Annotated in this window: 11 protein-coding genes; 5 read left to right on the forward strand and 6 right to left on the reverse strand. The window is 52.9% G+C overall.

Annotated features, from left to right (window positions below):
* The first annotated feature begins 22 nt into the window (after window positions 1–22).
* Window positions 23–1,324: a RagB/SusD family nutrient uptake outer membrane protein gene (locus KIS77_22130; GenBank protein ID MCW5925031.1), complete on the forward strand. Its 1,302-nt coding sequence runs from the start codon at window positions 23–25 to the stop codon at window positions 1,322–1,324.
* Window positions 1,325–1,416: 92 nt separating this feature from the next.
* Here the strand turns inward: KIS77_22130 and KIS77_22135 are convergent, their stop codons facing one another.
* A complete protein-coding gene (locus KIS77_22135; protein MCW5925032.1) occupies window positions 1,417–2,316 on the reverse strand; it encodes a nucleotidyltransferase in 900 nt (299 codons plus the stop codon).
* Window positions 2,317–2,406: 90 nt separating this feature from the next.
* The gene (locus KIS77_22140; GenBank protein MCW5925033.1) at window positions 2,407–4,230 is read right to left on the reverse strand and encodes a long-chain fatty acid--CoA ligase; all 1,824 of its coding nucleotides are present in this window, start codon (window positions 4,228–4,230) and stop codon (window positions 2,407–2,409) included.
* A 595-nt stretch (window positions 4,231–4,825) separates the two neighbouring features.
* Here KIS77_22140 and KIS77_22145 point away from each other — a divergent pair.
* The 4 genes from KIS77_22145 to KIS77_22160 all read left to right on the forward strand — a co-directional run bounded on the left by KIS77_22145 (window position 4,826) and on the right by KIS77_22160 (window position 10,922).
* Complete coding sequence (locus KIS77_22145; GenBank protein MCW5925034.1) at window positions 4,826–5,665, forward strand: tetratricopeptide repeat protein; 840 nt, start codon at window positions 4,826–4,828, stop codon at window positions 5,663–5,665.
* 396 nt (window positions 5,666–6,061) lie between these two features.
* Complete coding sequence (locus KIS77_22150; GenBank protein MCW5925035.1) at window positions 6,062–6,355, forward strand: hypothetical protein; 294 nt, start codon at window positions 6,062–6,064, stop codon at window positions 6,353–6,355.
* Window positions 6,356–6,453: 98 nt separating this feature from the next.
* A complete protein-coding gene (locus KIS77_22155; protein MCW5925036.1) occupies window positions 6,454–7,152 on the forward strand; it encodes a hypothetical protein in 699 nt (232 codons plus the stop codon).
* A 167-nt stretch (window positions 7,153–7,319) separates the two neighbouring features.
* Complete coding sequence (locus KIS77_22160; GenBank protein MCW5925037.1) at window positions 7,320–10,922, forward strand: ThuA domain-containing protein; 3,603 nt, start codon at window positions 7,320–7,322, stop codon at window positions 10,920–10,922.
* Window positions 10,923–10,953: 31 nt separating this feature from the next.
* Here the strand turns inward: KIS77_22160 and lptB are convergent, their stop codons facing one another.
* From lptB to KIS77_22180, 4 genes are all read right to left on the reverse strand, one after another.
* Window positions 10,954–11,694, reverse strand: coding sequence for an LPS export ABC transporter ATP-binding protein (gene lptB / locus KIS77_22165; protein ID MCW5925038.1), 741 nt, complete (start codon window positions 11,692–11,694; stop codon window positions 10,954–10,956).
* Between the two features lie 80 nt (window positions 11,695–11,774).
* On the reverse strand, window positions 11,775–12,224 hold the full coding sequence (locus tag KIS77_22170) for a GatB/YqeY domain-containing protein (GenBank protein MCW5925039.1): 450 nt from the start codon (window positions 12,222–12,224) through the stop codon (window positions 11,775–11,777).
* Between the two features lie 46 nt (window positions 12,225–12,270).
* A complete protein-coding gene (locus KIS77_22175) occupies window positions 12,271–13,698 on the reverse strand; it encodes a TonB-dependent receptor (protein ID MCW5925040.1) in 1,428 nt (475 codons plus the stop codon).
* Between the two features lie 157 nt (window positions 13,699–13,855).
* Window positions 13,856–15,130, reverse strand: coding sequence for a sugar MFS transporter (locus tag KIS77_22180; protein ID MCW5925041.1), 1,275 nt, complete (start codon window positions 15,128–15,130; stop codon window positions 13,856–13,858).
* Window positions 15,131–15,212: the final 82 nt, after the last annotated feature.

A 15,212-nucleotide genomic window follows, 5' to 3' on the forward strand; every position in this document is an offset into this window, starting at 1 on the left:
CAAAAATTCAAAAATTTGAACAATGAAAAAGGTACATATCAAACCACTCTTTGTGGCATTGCTCACGGGTGTCCTCCTCAGCTTTTCCGCTTGCCAGCTGGACGACATCCCCAATCCCAACGCGCCCGACCAAATCAACCTTGAAAATGGTGGTGCCACACTCAACGACTTGCGCCTGCTGGCTTCCGGCCTTGAGGCCGTGCTGCGCGTGGACATGGAGTTCCATTTCTGGACCACCAGCATCGTGGGCCGCGAATACTGGGACCTCCGCAACACCGACCCTCGCTACACAGGCGAGCTGCTCGGCAAAGGTGGTGGTGGCCTCGACGACAACGGCTTTCTGACCACGCGCTCCTACGCGGCGCGCTATCGGGCCGTTCGCTCGGCTTGGGTGCAGATACACGCCACGCAAAACAGCTCCGCTTCTCTTTCCACGGCGCAGCGCAATGGCTTGCTTGGTCACGCTCGCACCCTTCTGGCTTATTCTTTATTGCTCGAATGTAACCGCCAGTATCAAAATGGCATTCGCACCAACGTGGAAGACCCAGACAACCTTGGCCCGTTCGAGAATTATGACGCAGCGCTCCGCAGTATTAGGGCTATACTCGACCAAGGCAACACCGAACTGACGGGAGCCGAATTTGTGTTCAGCTCCACCTTGGGCAACGCCGCCCGCGTAAAACAATTCAACCGCGCCCTCGCAGCCCGCGTTGAAATGTACAAGGGAGATGCGGCAGCTATGCGTTCGCTCTTGCAGGAAACATGGATGGACCCCGATGGGAACATGAACGAGGGCGTTTACTATGTGTTTGGCGCCGGTGGCAACAACCGTTTCAATCCGCTGTTCAACGTGCCTTTGCAAACGCAATATGTGGCACACCCAACTTTTGTGGCCGCTGCCGAACCCGGCGACACTCGTTTCAGCAGCAAGACCACTCAGCTGAGTGCGCCTTTTGCTACCGACGACCTCTCTGGCGACGTGCAAGTGACCATGATAGCGTCGAACACTTCCCCCTTCCCCATCGTGCGCAATGAGGAACTTGTATTGATGTGGGCGGAAGCAAACATAGGGTTCAACAACAACGAAGCGGTGACAGCCATCAACAAAGTGCGCGCAGCAGCAAGCCTGGGCGACTACAACGGGCCTACTGACAATGCCTCGCTCGTCAATCAGCTCTTGCACGAGCGCCGCTACTCCCTTTTTGGGGAGGGGCACCGCTGGATAGATATGCGCCGTTTGGGTCGCCTCAATCAAATCCCGATTGACCGGCCCGGCGATGTGGTGCACCAACAGTTCCCGCGCCCGGTGTTCGATGTGGATTGAGGCAAAAGGGATTGATAGTGACAAATAAAAGAAGCGGACAAAGGGCAACAGCCTTTTTGTCCGCTTCTCATTTTCATGAAAGCAAATCCGCCTTACCACAAAACCGGCTCGTACATTTCCTCCGCCACCATCTTTTTCAGCGCAGCCTGCACCGTGTTTTTGTCTTCGGGGTAGGTGACACCGTACCACTGACTGGCGCTGTTGAGGACTTTTACCTTCACCTTGCCTGCCTTGACGAGCGTGTTCACCACTTTGGGAATGTAAAACTCCGCCGAGGGATTGTCTTTATTGGCCAATACAAATTCGCGGAATTGGGTTTCTATTTCCCCAAAAATAGTGGGGTGAAACCCCCAAAAGTTCATGGATACGGGTGTGTTGTCAGCCAAAAAATAGCGTCCAGTCTCATCCGAGAAATGGATGCCGTCGGCATCGCGCCGGATGTTGTGGCGCTCCACCACATCTGTCAAGAAACCATCGGGACTGACGGCACACACACCTCGCGAGACACTGCCGTTTTCGGAAAGGGTGTTTCCAATTTGATACGCGACCATGCCATATTGTGTGGGAGAACAGTCCTCCCGAAGAAATTTGCCAATGGCCTTGAACGCATCAGCCCCGTAGAAGTCGTCGGCATTGATTGCCACGAAAGGCTCCTCTATGCAGTCTTTGGCGGAAAAAATGGCGTGCCCAGTCCCCCACGGTTTTTTCCGATGGGGCATTTGGCCGAGCCATTCCAGCCCGGTCCCGATTTCCTGGAAGGTATATTGTGTGCGGATGCGCGACTCTATTTTGCGTCCCACTATTTCCCGAAAGTCCGCTTCTATCTCTGGGCGAATGACGAATACCACTTTGCCAAATCCCGCTTCTATGGCATCGTGCACCGAGTATTCCAGAATAGTTTCGCCCCCGGGGCCCATGCCATCGGCTTGCTTCAAACCTCCATAGCGGCTACCTATGCCAGCCGCCAAAATCAAAAGTGTGGGTTGTTTCATCTTACTTTGTGCTTCTGCTGTTGGGGGGCTGCGCTGCAAAGAGCGTTCCCAAAATAGATGCGGGCGCAAAGTTTAGGAATTTTGAAATGCCTACTGGTACATTCCCTCAATCTCTTGCTCAAATTTTTGCATAATCACTCGCCGTTTCAGTTTCAAGGTTGGCGTAAGCTCTGCTTCGGAGCCATCGGTTTTGATGGGCTCCCATTGAGTGGGCAGCAGCGTGAATTTTTTTACTTGTTCCACATGACCGAAAAAGGCATTGACGCGCTCCACGAGCATCTGATACCGCTCAAGCACTTTCGGGTGTTGAATCATGTCGGGCATATTGGTCCACGGGATGTCGTGTTTTTGGCTCCACTCTTTCAGCCCCTCCGCCGACGGGATGAGTAGGGCCGACACAAATTTTCGGTTTTCGCCCACCACCATAGCTTGCTCCACGAGACGATGCTCCTTGAACACGGATTCAATCGGCGTGGGCGCCACATATTTGCCGCCGCTGGTTTTGAGTAGTTCCTTTTTGCGGTCAGTGATTTTCAAATACTTGAGTCCACCCGGCCCGTCCACGAGCATCCCAACATCGCCAGTGACGAGCCAACGCTCGCCATCAATGTATCGAATCATCTCCGCCGTTTTTTCCGGCTGCTTGTAATAGCCAACCATGATGCCGGGGCTTCGGGCCAAAATCTCGCCTTCGCCGGGGCGGTACTCGCCGCTCGGCTCGATGCGGATTTCCACGCCCTCCAACGCTGGCCCGACCGTGCCCAACATGGTGTGCTCATCGTCGAACGCATTGAAAGTCAGTGCCGGCGAAGCCTCCGTCAAGCCGTACCCTTCTCTTACCCGAATGCCCGCAGCATTGAATGTGCGGAGCACTTTCATGGGGCAGGCGCTGGCAGCGGTGGTCATGCCTCGCACCTCGCCGCCGAGCGCCTCGCGCCACTTGGAGAATATCAAGCGGTCGGCGATTTTCCACTTGACGGCCGTCATGCCCTGAGGTTTGTGGCCAAAATCCCAATGCTCCGCAAGCCCCAGCGCCCAGAAAAAGAGCGCCCGTTTCAGCCCCGTCAGCTCCAGCCCTTTGGCATAGATGCGCTCGTACACCTTCTCCAACAAGCGCGGCACACAGGTGAAAAAGTGAGGTCGGATGGCCCGCAAATCGCCTGTCTCTCCGCCCAAATTGTCGGTGCCAGTGAACGACACGCTCCCGCCATAAGCAGTGTAGGCATACACTCCCACACGCTCATAGACATGGCTGACGGGCAAAAAACTAAGGATGCGGTCGCCGGGCCTGATAGGGGCCAACCTGCGAAGCGCCTCCACGTTGAACACGATGTTTCGGTGCGTCAACATCACGCCTTTCGGGTTGCCTGTGGTGCCAGAAGTATAAATCAGCGTGGCCAAATCATCAGGACGGATGGTTGATTTGATGCGCTCCACCTCGGCGAAATCGCTGTCGGCAGGTGCCAAAATCGAATCCCAGCGCCTTGCCTCTGGATGGTCGTAGAAAGTGAGCATCTCTTTCAAGCCTGATGTTTTCTTCTTGGCGCTCAGCACTTTTTCGTACAAATCCCCCTCGCCCACAAAACAGTATTGCGCTTCGGACTCATTCAAAATGTACTCGTATTCACGCGAGCTAATGGTCGGGTACATGGGCACGTTGAGCACGCCTATTTGCAGCATGGCATAGTCGAGCGCCACCCACTCTGGCACGGTCTGATAGACCACCGTGGCTACCTTGTCGCCTGGGCGCAAGCCCAAACGCAAAAGCCCAAGGCTAGCGCGGTTGACCCAATCAACCATTTGTTCGGTGGAGACATAGCGCCACTCCCCATCCTTCTTGGAGCCGAAAGCGCGTTCGAGCGGATGCTCCCGCAACTGGTCGTAGAGGTAATCGAAAAGACGTTTATCTGACATTTTTTGAAACAAATTGTAAAAACCTTGCTTTTATGTGATTTTGCGTTCAATGTGCGAAGATTGTGGAAAAAAATTAATAATCAGGCATCGGACAACAAAAGAAAGTAGCCCTTTCGCAAATTATCAGGTTTATTCGGCAAATACCCCGTTGAGGGAATGGTCATCCAAATAAAATTGCCTTTTATTTTTCAAAACAAATAATTTTTTTACAAAAACGTTAAAAAGCAGCTTGCACAGATGACCGAATAGCTGCACTTTTGTAATCCTTTTGGGAAAGCACCCTTCTCGTAACCGGAACTTTTGGAAAACCTGCCGGTTATCCCTCTGCAAGGGCTTTATACTCAACGATTTTGTGGTTTCTTGGGCATTGTTCACCGCAACACGAGGTGTTCAATCAGTTAATCGTCGCTTGCTCTTTTTAAGGTAATGGCAGTGTCATCGTAAGGGATGCCTGTCTGCCCAAGAAAGAGACGAAACCTTTTGCGCTTCGAACGTCTGCATGAGCTCGCATCATTTGCGGACATCGTAGAACCCCCTTCCCCCGTCGGCCAAAGGAAATCATTTTCATACATCCTTATTTCAAATAGCAGGCAGGATGACAACGCAACAACCGCAACCGCTCAAACTTATTTTTCGAGGACGCTTGGAGTTCGGCTCCGAGCGCACTTTCAACATGGTGCTCAATCACTGGAACACCCGGATTGAAAATTATTTCAAATCGGACATCCTGTTCAAGGCCGAGCAAGTTTTCAGCCATGAAGACCATGCGCTCTCGGTGCCCCAACAAGTGTTGATGAGCACGGAGAAGCATTGGCGCAGCACCACGGCGCTATTGCAGGAAGTGGCACAGTTTGCGCTAGCGGGCAAAGTGGGCGCTTGGTGGGTGCAGAACGGCCAAGTGCTGGCTGAATATAATATAGAGCCGAAGACCGACAAGACAGCGGTGGCCGAGTTCATCCGTGGGCGCGACTTGGCTCAGCAAGGCGGCATGGAGATGGCCTCGGAAGCGTTGACCAATGCCATCGCCAAGTTCGAGCGCCATGCGTTGGCTTATGAACGGCGCGGCTACGTCAATTACAAGCTCAAAAACTTCAACGACGCGTTTTACGACTTTTCCAAAAGCATAGCCATCAACCCAAACAACCCGGAGCCATTCTACGGGCGCGGCAAGGTGCGTATGCTGAAAAACGAGTGGGACAATGCGGTACAGGATTTTGACAACGCCATCAAGTTGTCGTTGGCGGTGCAGCCGCTGCATTGGCTGTCGCGTTTGCGCAAGGGCGATAGTTTGTACCATGCCAAACGCTACGAGGAGGCTGCGAAGGAACTGAAGTTTTTCTTGCAAAAAAGCTTTGCTGAGAGCGACCCCAATTTCCGGTTCCGCCCAAAGGCAGAGTATTTGCTGGGGGAATGCGAAAAGATGATGAAGGCTTAAACAAGGTGTTTTTATCCACAAAAGGCCGTACCGAAGATTGTTCGGTGCGGCTTCATATTTTGTGAATCAAGGCTTAAAAAAGCCTCGGAGAGGCGAGATGCTAGTGACAATTTAGCCCCCCATCAATCCAAGGTATCGCCTTTGGCGGAGGCAAACCGCGGAACTGGTGTGCCAAATCTGTGCATTTAATGGCGCATCGGTCTAAAAAACCTGCATTTTTTTGCTGTTTACCAATTAGTTGTGAACATTTGTGGGTTGATAGCGGCCTTTAGCGCGGCTGCGTTTTAATCCCATCTGCTTTCGGGAACAATTTTTGACCTGCTGGCTATTTCGTTGTTGAGAGCACGATACTCGTTCTTGAAGCCGATTCATGAAGCAAATTTTCAACAACAGATTATGAATAATTCTGACGAAGCCAAAGCCACAGCGGTCTCCTCACAGGAGACGAAAAGCATAGAAATTGACCTAAGCACCATTGCGAAATTGACATTCCGAAGCAGCCCATGGTTGTTTGCCAGCATCATCGTCGCGCTTATCGGAAGCATCAGCCTTCCGATAGCCAAGTATTACGAATTGAAGGAACTCATCACCAAGACTAATCACAGCATAGAGCTGTTGAGCTTGCAAATCAAAGGAGAAATAGATTTGCTTAAAGAAAAAGAAAAGAACAACAAGGACAAAAAGGAGTAATGACGAGTTTTCACTCAGGCGAAAAGCAACCCTCGCCTCGAGTTTGGCAACAAGTATCAATAAGCGAATTTTGATTTTTCACCAGCAACGATTCAATCATGGCATCAGAACCTAAATCATATTTCACGATTCCGATGAGAGGATTCATATTGGTGATTTTGGGTGGATTTATTGTTTGCAACTTTACCATAGCAGGTTTGCTGAGCAGTGCCGAAGAAGACTATCAAAAGGTGAAAGCACAAGTGCCGACCCTGAAAAAAGAAGTAGATAGGCTGCTTATCCTGAGGCAAATGGCACAGACGAGTGTCCCGCCAACGGTGATTAGCAGCGTGCATGAGCCGGAAAGCACAAGTAAACTTATCACTTCACATAAGAAAAAAGCGAGCAGGCCCCAATTCAAGTATGTGCTCATTGATGAAAGCTGCGTTGTGTCAGACCCGTCGTGCAAGGAGTGCGTGTTGAATGAGGAAAGTGAAGAGGCCTTTTCGTCCCTGCTGCGCGTGTCTCACGACACACTGTATGTTTACACCATATCCGACGACCTGATTACGCTGGCGCATTGCACCAAGGGCAACTCAAAATTCAGCGATTGCGTGTTGGGCTATATACGCTCCAAGTTCAAGGGAAAATTCATGTGTATCGGGAAACTGAACGAGCGACACTCGCAAGCTATATCAACTGGTCAAGGCGGCCAAATTATTCTTGCCAATGGCTCTATCGGCCGCCAGGAAATCAAGAAAATCACAAAAGATATTCCCACTGTCGGTGCGATTGGATTTAGCCCGTCGAAACGCTGACCCACGTCGCCCAAGATTTTATTTCAGAAAAAAAGACCCAGCGCCCCGCATACGATGGGTCTTTTTTCATTTTCGCCCATTGGAGAATCACAAACCTCATTTTTTCTGAAACCCAGCGTTTTTGTGCCTTACCTTTCGCACTGTTTTCCACACGAACACCTTTTTTCATGCGTATCCCATATTGGCTCCTGTTAACAGGATTTGCCTTCCTGATGGCTGTCCTCCCTTGTGCCTGCAACAAACAAGACATCCCCGCCCGCATCCTTGTCTTCTCAAAAACAGAAGGTTTCCGGCACGACTGCATCCCGACAGCTTTAGAAGCTTTGAAAATCCTTTGCGCCGACAACGGCATCTTGATGGATGCCACGGAGGATGCCGAGATGTTCAAGGACGAGAACTTGCGCCGCTACAACGCGGTCGTTTTTCTCAACACGACGGGCGACGTACTGAATCCCGCACAGGAGGCCGACTTCGAGCGATATATTCAGGCGGGCGGCGGCTTTGTGGGTATCCACTCCGCTACTGACACCGAATATGGCTGGACTTGGTTTGGGGGGCTTGTGGGGGCTTATTTCAACGGGCACCCCAGCCAACAAGATGCCACCCTCTTCGTCAGAGACCGCAGTCATCCAGCCACCAAGCACCTCGACAACACTTGGACACGCTGGGACGAGTGGTACAACTTCAAGAACCTGAACCCCAAGGTAAACATCCTGCTGAGCATTGATGAAACCTCCTATCAAGGAGGCAATATGTGTGGCCCCAACCAGCAAGGCGACGACAAATGCCACCCCATGTCGTGGTATCACGAATACGACGGTGGTCGAGCCTTCTACACAGCATTGGGGCACACCAAGGAAAGCTATGCCGAACAGGCGTTTTTGCGTCACTTGCTCGGCGGCATTCAATACGCGATAGGTAAAAAAAAACGCCTTAATTATGCGGCGTGCAGAACTTCATCGCTTCCCGACCCCACGCGCTTCGTGAAAACGGTATTGGCCAATGAGCTCACCGAGCCAATGCAATTCGGGATGCTTCCCGATGGCAAAATTTTGCTTGTCGAACGGCGCGGCGCCATCAAACTTTTGGACACTCACACTGGCCTCATCAACGTCGCCCACAAATTGCCCGTTCACTCGGAGGAAGAGGACGGCCTCATGGGATTGGCCATAGACCCCGATTGGGAGCGCAACCATTGGATATACCTTTACTACTCGCCAGCAGGCAAGGAGGCCGTCAATCAACTGTCGCGTTTTGTTTTTCGAGGCGATTCGCTCGACCGCGCTTCCGAGAAAATCATTCTGAAAGTACCCGTGCAACGCGAGGAGTGTTGCCACGCAGGAGGCTGCCTGCGCTACGCCGAGGATGGCTACTTGTACCTCAGCACAGGCGACAATACCAACCCCTTCGCTTCCGATGGCTATGCCCCCATTGACGAGCGACGCGGACGCAGCGCGTGGGATGCCCAAAAATCATCGGCGAACACGATGGATTTGCGCGGCAAGATTCTGAGAATCAAAACGCACAACGACGGCAGCTATACCTGCCCCGCCGGGAACCTGTTCACGGAAGAAAATATCCACATCACCGAGGGCGCCACACCAACCGACCAACGCACCACAGACAACAAACAACGTGGTGGAAGACCCGAAATCTACGTCATGGGGTGCCGAAATCCTTTCCGCATTTCTATTGACGAGCGCCGAAAGCTGCTCTTTTGGGGCGAAGTAGGCCCCGACGCGGGCGAACCCGACAGCACACGCGGCCCAGCAGGCCACGACGAGGTGAACCGCGCCCGCGCCGCCGGCTTTTTTGGATGGCCCTATTTTGTGGCCGACAACAAGCCATACCGTTACTACGATTTTTCCACTAACAAACACGGGCATCATTTCGACCCGAAGCGCCCTATCAACAACAGCCCGAACAACACAGGCAGTCGTGAACTGCCACCCGCGCAGCCAGCCTTTATTTGGTATCCATATGGCAATTCGCCCGACTTCCCCCTGACGGGCAACGGCGGACGCAATGCGATGGCTGGCCCTGTTTATTATTGCGACAAATACCCCCCTGCCACCCGGCTCCCCGACTATTACCACGGCAAGCTAATCACCTACGACTGGATGCGCAATTGGCTTATGGCCATCACGCTTGATTCGCTGGGCAATTTCAGTCGCATGGAATCATTCGGCGACAGCATATCGCTTTCGCGGCCCATGGATATGTTTGTGGACAAAAACGGCTCAATATGGGTGCTCGAATATGGCACACAATGGTTCTCCTCCAACCCCGACGCCCGCGTCAGCCGCATTGACTATGTGCGCGGCAATCGCCCTCCCATCCCTGTGCTCGGCACCAACAAAACCGCGGGCGCAGCCCCGCTCACCGTCATTTTTTCCGCCTCCAAATCACGAGATTACGACAATGACAGATTGAGCTATGAACTGGATTTCGGCGACGGCTCACCCAAATGGTCACAGAACAACCTCCGCCAAACCCTGCAAGCCAGTTTTTCAAAAAACGCAAAAAAAAATCCCCTCGACTCTATCGCTCACGTTTATGAAAGGCCCGGCACCTACGAGGCTATTTTGAAAGTTGCCGACGCAACGAAGCAATACAAAACCACCAAACTCAAAATCAGCGTGGGCAATGAGCCGCCCCTCGTGCGATGGGACTTGGGCGGCAAAAACAGGAGCTTCTACGAGCCGGGGCAAGTGCTTGACTACAAGGTCGTCGTGGAAGACTTGGAAGACGGCTCGCTCGAAAATGGCGGCGTGCTGCCGACCTCGGTGGCCACCACCATTGACTATTTGGAAACAGGCTTCGATATCACCTCCATCGCACAAGGCCACCAAAGCGCCAAACAACAGACCGAATACGCCAAGGGCAAAACCCTCATTGACCGCTCCGATTGCAAAACCTGCCACGCTGCCGACCGGCAAATCAACGGCCCCTCCTACGAGGCCATAGCGGAACGGTATCGAAAAAGCGAGTTCGCCGTCCGCACGCTATCCGCCAAAATCATCAAAGGCGGCGCTGGCAATTGGGGACAGACCGTGATGAGTGCTCACCCCCAAATATCCGAAGAAGATGCCGGGGAAATGGCACGCTGGATTCTTTCGCTTGGCGCTCCCGCCAAGGCCAAGCAAACATACCCCGTGGAAGGCCGGTATGCGCTCGACCTGCCCGAACAAAAAGACAAAAAGAAAAAAACGGCACCCGGCACATTCATCCTAAAAGCCACTTACAAAGACAGGGGCAGCGGCTCGCAGGCCCCTTTGGAAGAAAGCGAGACGCTCGCCCTGCGCCATGCCTTCCAACAGGCCGAACAGGCGGACAGCACCTCCAAGGGGGTGACGCATTACCGACCGTTCAACGGCGACACGGTGGTGCTGAAAGACTTGAAGCACAATAGCTTTTTTGTGTTCAAGCACACTGATTTGACGGGCATCCACTCTATATCGGTAGGCATCGGCTCCAGCGACAATCGCCAGCAATTCAGCGGCGGACGCATGGAAATTCGACTCGACTCGCCCACGGGTGCTTTGATTGGCTCGGTGGCGATTCCGGCGAAAAATGGAGGCGCGGGGCGCATGGAAATGTCGGAGCTAAGCGCCCCGCTCAACATGATGCCCGATGGCAAATTCCACGACGTTTATTTTGTTTTGAAAAACGAAAACAACCCCTCGCAACAGGTGGCGGCGGTGGATTGGGTGCGATTCGAATTGATGGACGTGCCGCCTCGCAAACCGAAAAACGCAGAGAGTCAATAAATCGAACGCCCGGCATTGGTTCGGCCAGCCCTCAAAACTCAATCACTTTGCGCTTCAGCTCGAAGTGCTTGCCGAGGTACACCTTGCGCACCATCTCGTCGGCGGCCAATTCTTCGGCGGTGCCTTGCTTGAGTATGCTCCCCTCGAACATGAGGTAAGCACGGTCGGTGATGCTGAGGGTTTCCTGCACGTTGTGGTCCGTGATGAGGATACCTATGTTTTTGGTTTTCAGCTTCGCCACGATGTACTGTATGTCCTCCACCGCGATAGGGTCAATGCCCGCAAACGGCTCGTCGAGCAAGATGAATTTAGGGTCGGAAGCGAGAGCGCGGGCGATTTCGGTGCGTCGGCGCTCGCCGCCGGAGAGCGTGTCGCCGAGCCCCGTCCGCACGCGGTTGAGGTTGAACTCTTCCAACAGCAATTCAAGTTTTTCGTGCTGTTCGGACTTGCTCAGTTTGGTCATTTCCAGCACCGCCTTGATGTTGTCTTCCACCGATAGTTTGCGAAAAACACTCGGCTCTTGCGGCAAGTACCCGATACCCTTTTGGGCGCGTTTGTACATCGGCAAGTCGGTGATTTCCTCGGTGTCGAGAAACACATGGCCATCAGTCGGGCGAATAAACCCCACCACCATGTAGAACGAAGTGGTCTTGCCCGCCCCGTTCGGGCCAAGCAGCCCAACGATTTCCCCCTGTTTCACATCGAATGAAACACCCTTGACGACCGTGCGCTTGCCGTAGGTTTTGATAATATTTTCGGCTCTTAAAATCATGTGACTTTGTTGATTGGGTGGTTTGCGGATTGGTTGATTTGGCGCGAGATTTTTACCTCAACAAATCTTTGAATCAACACTCATTGAGCAAGCAGTTTTTTCACAATCTCCGAAATAGCCCTTCCATCTGCTTTCCCGGCCAATTGTTTGTTTGCAGCGCCCATCACCTTGCCCATGTCCTTGGCGGAGGTCGCGCCAGTGTCGGCGACGATTTTTTTCAGGATAGCTTCCAATTCAGCCCCTTCGAGCATGGTGGGGAGGTATCGTTTGATGACCTCGATTTCCTCGCGCTCCTTTTCGGCTAACTCCGGTCGGTCGTTTTTAGTGTAAATATCAAACGATTCTTGGCGAGTTTTCACCAATTTTTGGAGCATCTGTAGCTCGCGGGCCTCGTCAATGGCCTGACCACTACCGTCTGTTTTGGCGAGCATGATAGCACTTTTGATGGCGCGGATGGCGCGTAGCGTCACCTCGTCTTTGGCTTTCATGGCCACGACGAGGTCTTTGTTGATTTTTTCTTCGAGTGTCATTTCAGCAGTTGTTTTTTCATACAAAATGCGGTGGCGCGTCCTGAGTTCATTGAGGGATTGATGCACCAAAGCCAAACAAACGCTTTTCCTTCACCAAACGTGCCACCTCGCTTGGCACTTTTTCCTCCCAGCCCGGCTCTCCATCTTGGATTTGCCTCAGCACCTCCTTGTGGTAAATCCCCAGAATATCTGGATTGAACCGCCGAATGTCCACAATGTTTCGATGCTCAAGCAGATGCTCATAGAGAAAACGGATGGAGGGGGGAATGGGAAGGGTTTGGGTGGTTTGAGGGCTTTTCCGGCCAAGCGCAGCGGACGGGGTTTGAAGGGCGGGGTGGATGTAAAATCGCACGTTGCGAGGAAAGAGCTCGCCGAATGCACCGAGCAGGTTGTCGGGGTTCGCTTCGGCAGTTTCGCGGAGGATGATTTCGAGTTTGCGGGCGCCCATTGCGAGGCCGATGCGGGGAATCTTGTAATCGGCGAAGTAGGCGATTAGTTTTTTGTGCTGGAGACAGTTCGAGATGATGACCGTTTGCCCCAGCGCGCAAAGAATGTCGGCGCGGTCGAGAAAGTCTCGCTCGTTGAGTTCGCCGTCGGAGCGCAGGTTGTCGAGAGTGATTTCGGCGAGAAAAAAAGTTTTCTCGGCATCCACGTCGGGTTCGGCGCGAAACTGCTCGTAGGCCCGGCGAATCATGTCCTGCTGCACCAAGGTGGGCGGGCGATAACTGCCCCGCGCGATAAGAATGGAGGTTCGGTACAGGAATTCGCCCGCGTGCAAGCTATTGCCATCGGGGCCGAAAATGGCGACATCCGTGAGACTGTTTTTGACTGCCCAAAGGCACACAAGGCGATTGTCCAAATGGGCGAAGTCAGGCCCCGTGATGCGCACCATATCCAGCTTTACCCGCCCGTGCAGATTGTCCATGAGTGATTGGAGCAAGGTCTCAGGGTCGTCGTGATAGCGGAAGCAGCCGTAAATCAAATTGACGCCAAGTATGCCAATGGCTTGCTGTTGGAGGCGATTGTCGTTGTCGAGCAGGCGAACGTGGAGGATGAGGTCGTTAGGCTTCGAGTTGGGGTCGAGTTGAAAACGCAGGCCCAGCCAGCCATCGCCTTTGATGGTTTTTTGGTAGTTGATGGCTGCCACCGTGTCGGCGAAAGCAAAGAAATTTTGCTGCGGGCGCTCTACGCGCAGCCGGCCCTCCATGAGTTTGTACTCGTGGTCGAGCATCCGATAGAGGCGCGATTCGCAGACGTAACGGCCTTTGCCTTTAGCTTCCGTGCCATATATCTCGTCGCTCACCGTTTTGTCGTAGGCACTCATGCTTTTGGCAATGGTACCTGCCGCCGCCCCCACCTGAAAAAAATGTCGGGCCACCTCTTGCCCCGCCCCTATTTCGGCGAACGCGCCGTAGATGCGCTCGTCGAGGTTGATTTCCAATGCTTTTTGTTCCGTTTCGAGAATCCTGCGCATAAGTATAACGCCAACCGCTGGCTGGCTCTCAATTCTTTTTTTGTAAAAACTTTGCGTGCCACCCCCGACCCCACCGGGTGGGGTCGGGGGTGGCACGCAAAGTTTTTACAGTTCTTTTACCTTTTTTTAAAACAACTTAATGACTTGGGGCTGCTCCTCATCTGGGCTTATAACCCCAAATGGCGTAATACAAGATGTAAAGGTAGCAAGGCAGCATGGAAAACAGGAAAGCAGACTGGTATCCCACCGACTTTTCGAGCACCCCGTAGAGCTGGGGGATGAGTGCCCCGCCCGCAATGCCCATCACCAACAAGGCAGACCCAATTTGGGTGAATCTACCCAAGCCATTGATAGCCAGCGGCCATATTGCCGGCCACATGACAGCATTGGCAAGCCCAAGCAGCGCGATGCAGGTCACTGCGGTGGGGCCAGTGGTCAGATATGTAAGCACCGTGAACACCACGCCGAGCATAGCCGAGTATTTGAGAAAATTTTGTTGCGAGACATATTTGGGTATCAGAATAATACTCAGAACATAGCCCACAAGCATGGCCCCAAGCGTGAACGAGGTGAAATACTTCGTCTGGTCGAGACTGAACCCCAACGATTTGCCATACACCCCAATCACATCGCCAGCCATCACCTCGGCGCCCACATAGAGGAAAATCGCCAACGCCCCAAGCATCAGGTGCGGGAATTGCCACACACTGGTGCGGCTAGCCGCAAGGTTGGAAACGGCACCTTCGCTTGAGGTGCCAGCAGCGGTATCTATCTCTGGCAATGCCGAACGGCGAATCATCGCTGCCAGCAACCCCAGCACTATGGCCATCACGATATAAGGCATCACCACCCTGCCCGCCAGTTCGTTGAGCAAGCCAGCACGCGCCACACCGTCCGTCGCCTCGTTGATTTGCGCCTCGATGACACTGGCATTTTTCAAAACAATGCTGCTCAAAATCAGCGGGCTGAGAATGCCCGCCACTTTGTTGCATATTCCCATGATGCTGATGCGCTGGGCCGCGCTCTCGATAGGGCCGATGATGCTGATGTAGGGGTTAGAGGCCGTTTGAAGCAGCGACAAGCCCATGCCTTGCACAAAAAGCCCCGTCAAAAACAAAGGAAACGCCCGCATATTCGCCGCCGGAATAAATATGAGGCAGCCCAAAGCCATCACCAGCAGCCCCAAGGCCATGCCGTTCTTAAAACCCGTCCGCTTCAAAATCTGAGAGGAAGGAATGGCCAGAAAAAAGTAGCTGATGTAAAAAGCAAAGGTGACAAACAGCGCCTGTAAAGTATCCAGCTCACAAGCAAGTTTGAGAAAAGGTATCAGGGTGCCATTCAACCATGTGACAAACCCAAAAATGAAAAACAGCAAACCAATAATGCTGATTTGGTACAAATAGCCAGCGGTGCGGGTGGAGGAATTCTGCATACTTTTGCGACTTTAGGTGTTTTTGCAATGAGCCAGCGATTCTTGCTTTGTCGGGTTCTGAGGTGTCATCCCGGAAGAATGG

The organism is Saprospiraceae bacterium, from assembly GCA_026129545.1.
Lineage (GTDB): Bacteria > Bacteroidota > Bacteroidia > Chitinophagales > Saprospiraceae > M3007.

Bases quoted from the DNA above. Each gene is read 5' to 3' on its own strand.
- KIS77_22130 (MCW5925031.1), top strand. From the start codon at position 23: ATGAAAAAGGTACATATCAAACCACTCTTTGTGGCATTGCTCACGGGT.
- KIS77_22135 (MCW5925032.1), bottom strand. From the start codon at position 2,316: ATGAAACAACCCACACTTTTGATTTTGGCGGCTGGCATAGGTAGCCGC.
- KIS77_22140 (MCW5925033.1), bottom strand. From the start codon at position 4,230: ATGTCAGATAAACGTCTTTTCGATTACCTCTACGACCAGTTGCGGGAG.
- KIS77_22145 (MCW5925034.1), top strand. From the start codon at position 4,826: ATGACAACGCAACAACCGCAACCGCTCAAACTTATTTTTCGAGGACGC.
- KIS77_22150 (MCW5925035.1), top strand. From the start codon at position 6,062: ATGAATAATTCTGACGAAGCCAAAGCCACAGCGGTCTCCTCACAGGAG.
- KIS77_22155 (MCW5925036.1), top strand. From the start codon at position 6,454: ATGGCATCAGAACCTAAATCATATTTCACGATTCCGATGAGAGGATTC.
- KIS77_22160 (MCW5925037.1), top strand. From the start codon at position 7,320: ATGCGTATCCCATATTGGCTCCTGTTAACAGGATTTGCCTTCCTGATG.
- lptB (MCW5925038.1), bottom strand. From the start codon at position 11,694: ATGATTTTAAGAGCCGAAAATATTATCAAAACCTACGGCAAGCGCACG.
- KIS77_22170 (MCW5925039.1), bottom strand. From the start codon at position 12,224: ATGACACTCGAAGAAAAAATCAACAAAGACCTCGTCGTGGCCATGAAA.
- KIS77_22175 (MCW5925040.1), bottom strand. From the start codon at position 13,698: ATGCGCAGGATTCTCGAAACGGAACAAAAAGCATTGGAAATCAACCTC.
- KIS77_22180 (MCW5925041.1), bottom strand. From the start codon at position 15,130: ATGCAGAATTCCTCCACCCGCACCGCTGGCTATTTGTACCAAATCAGC.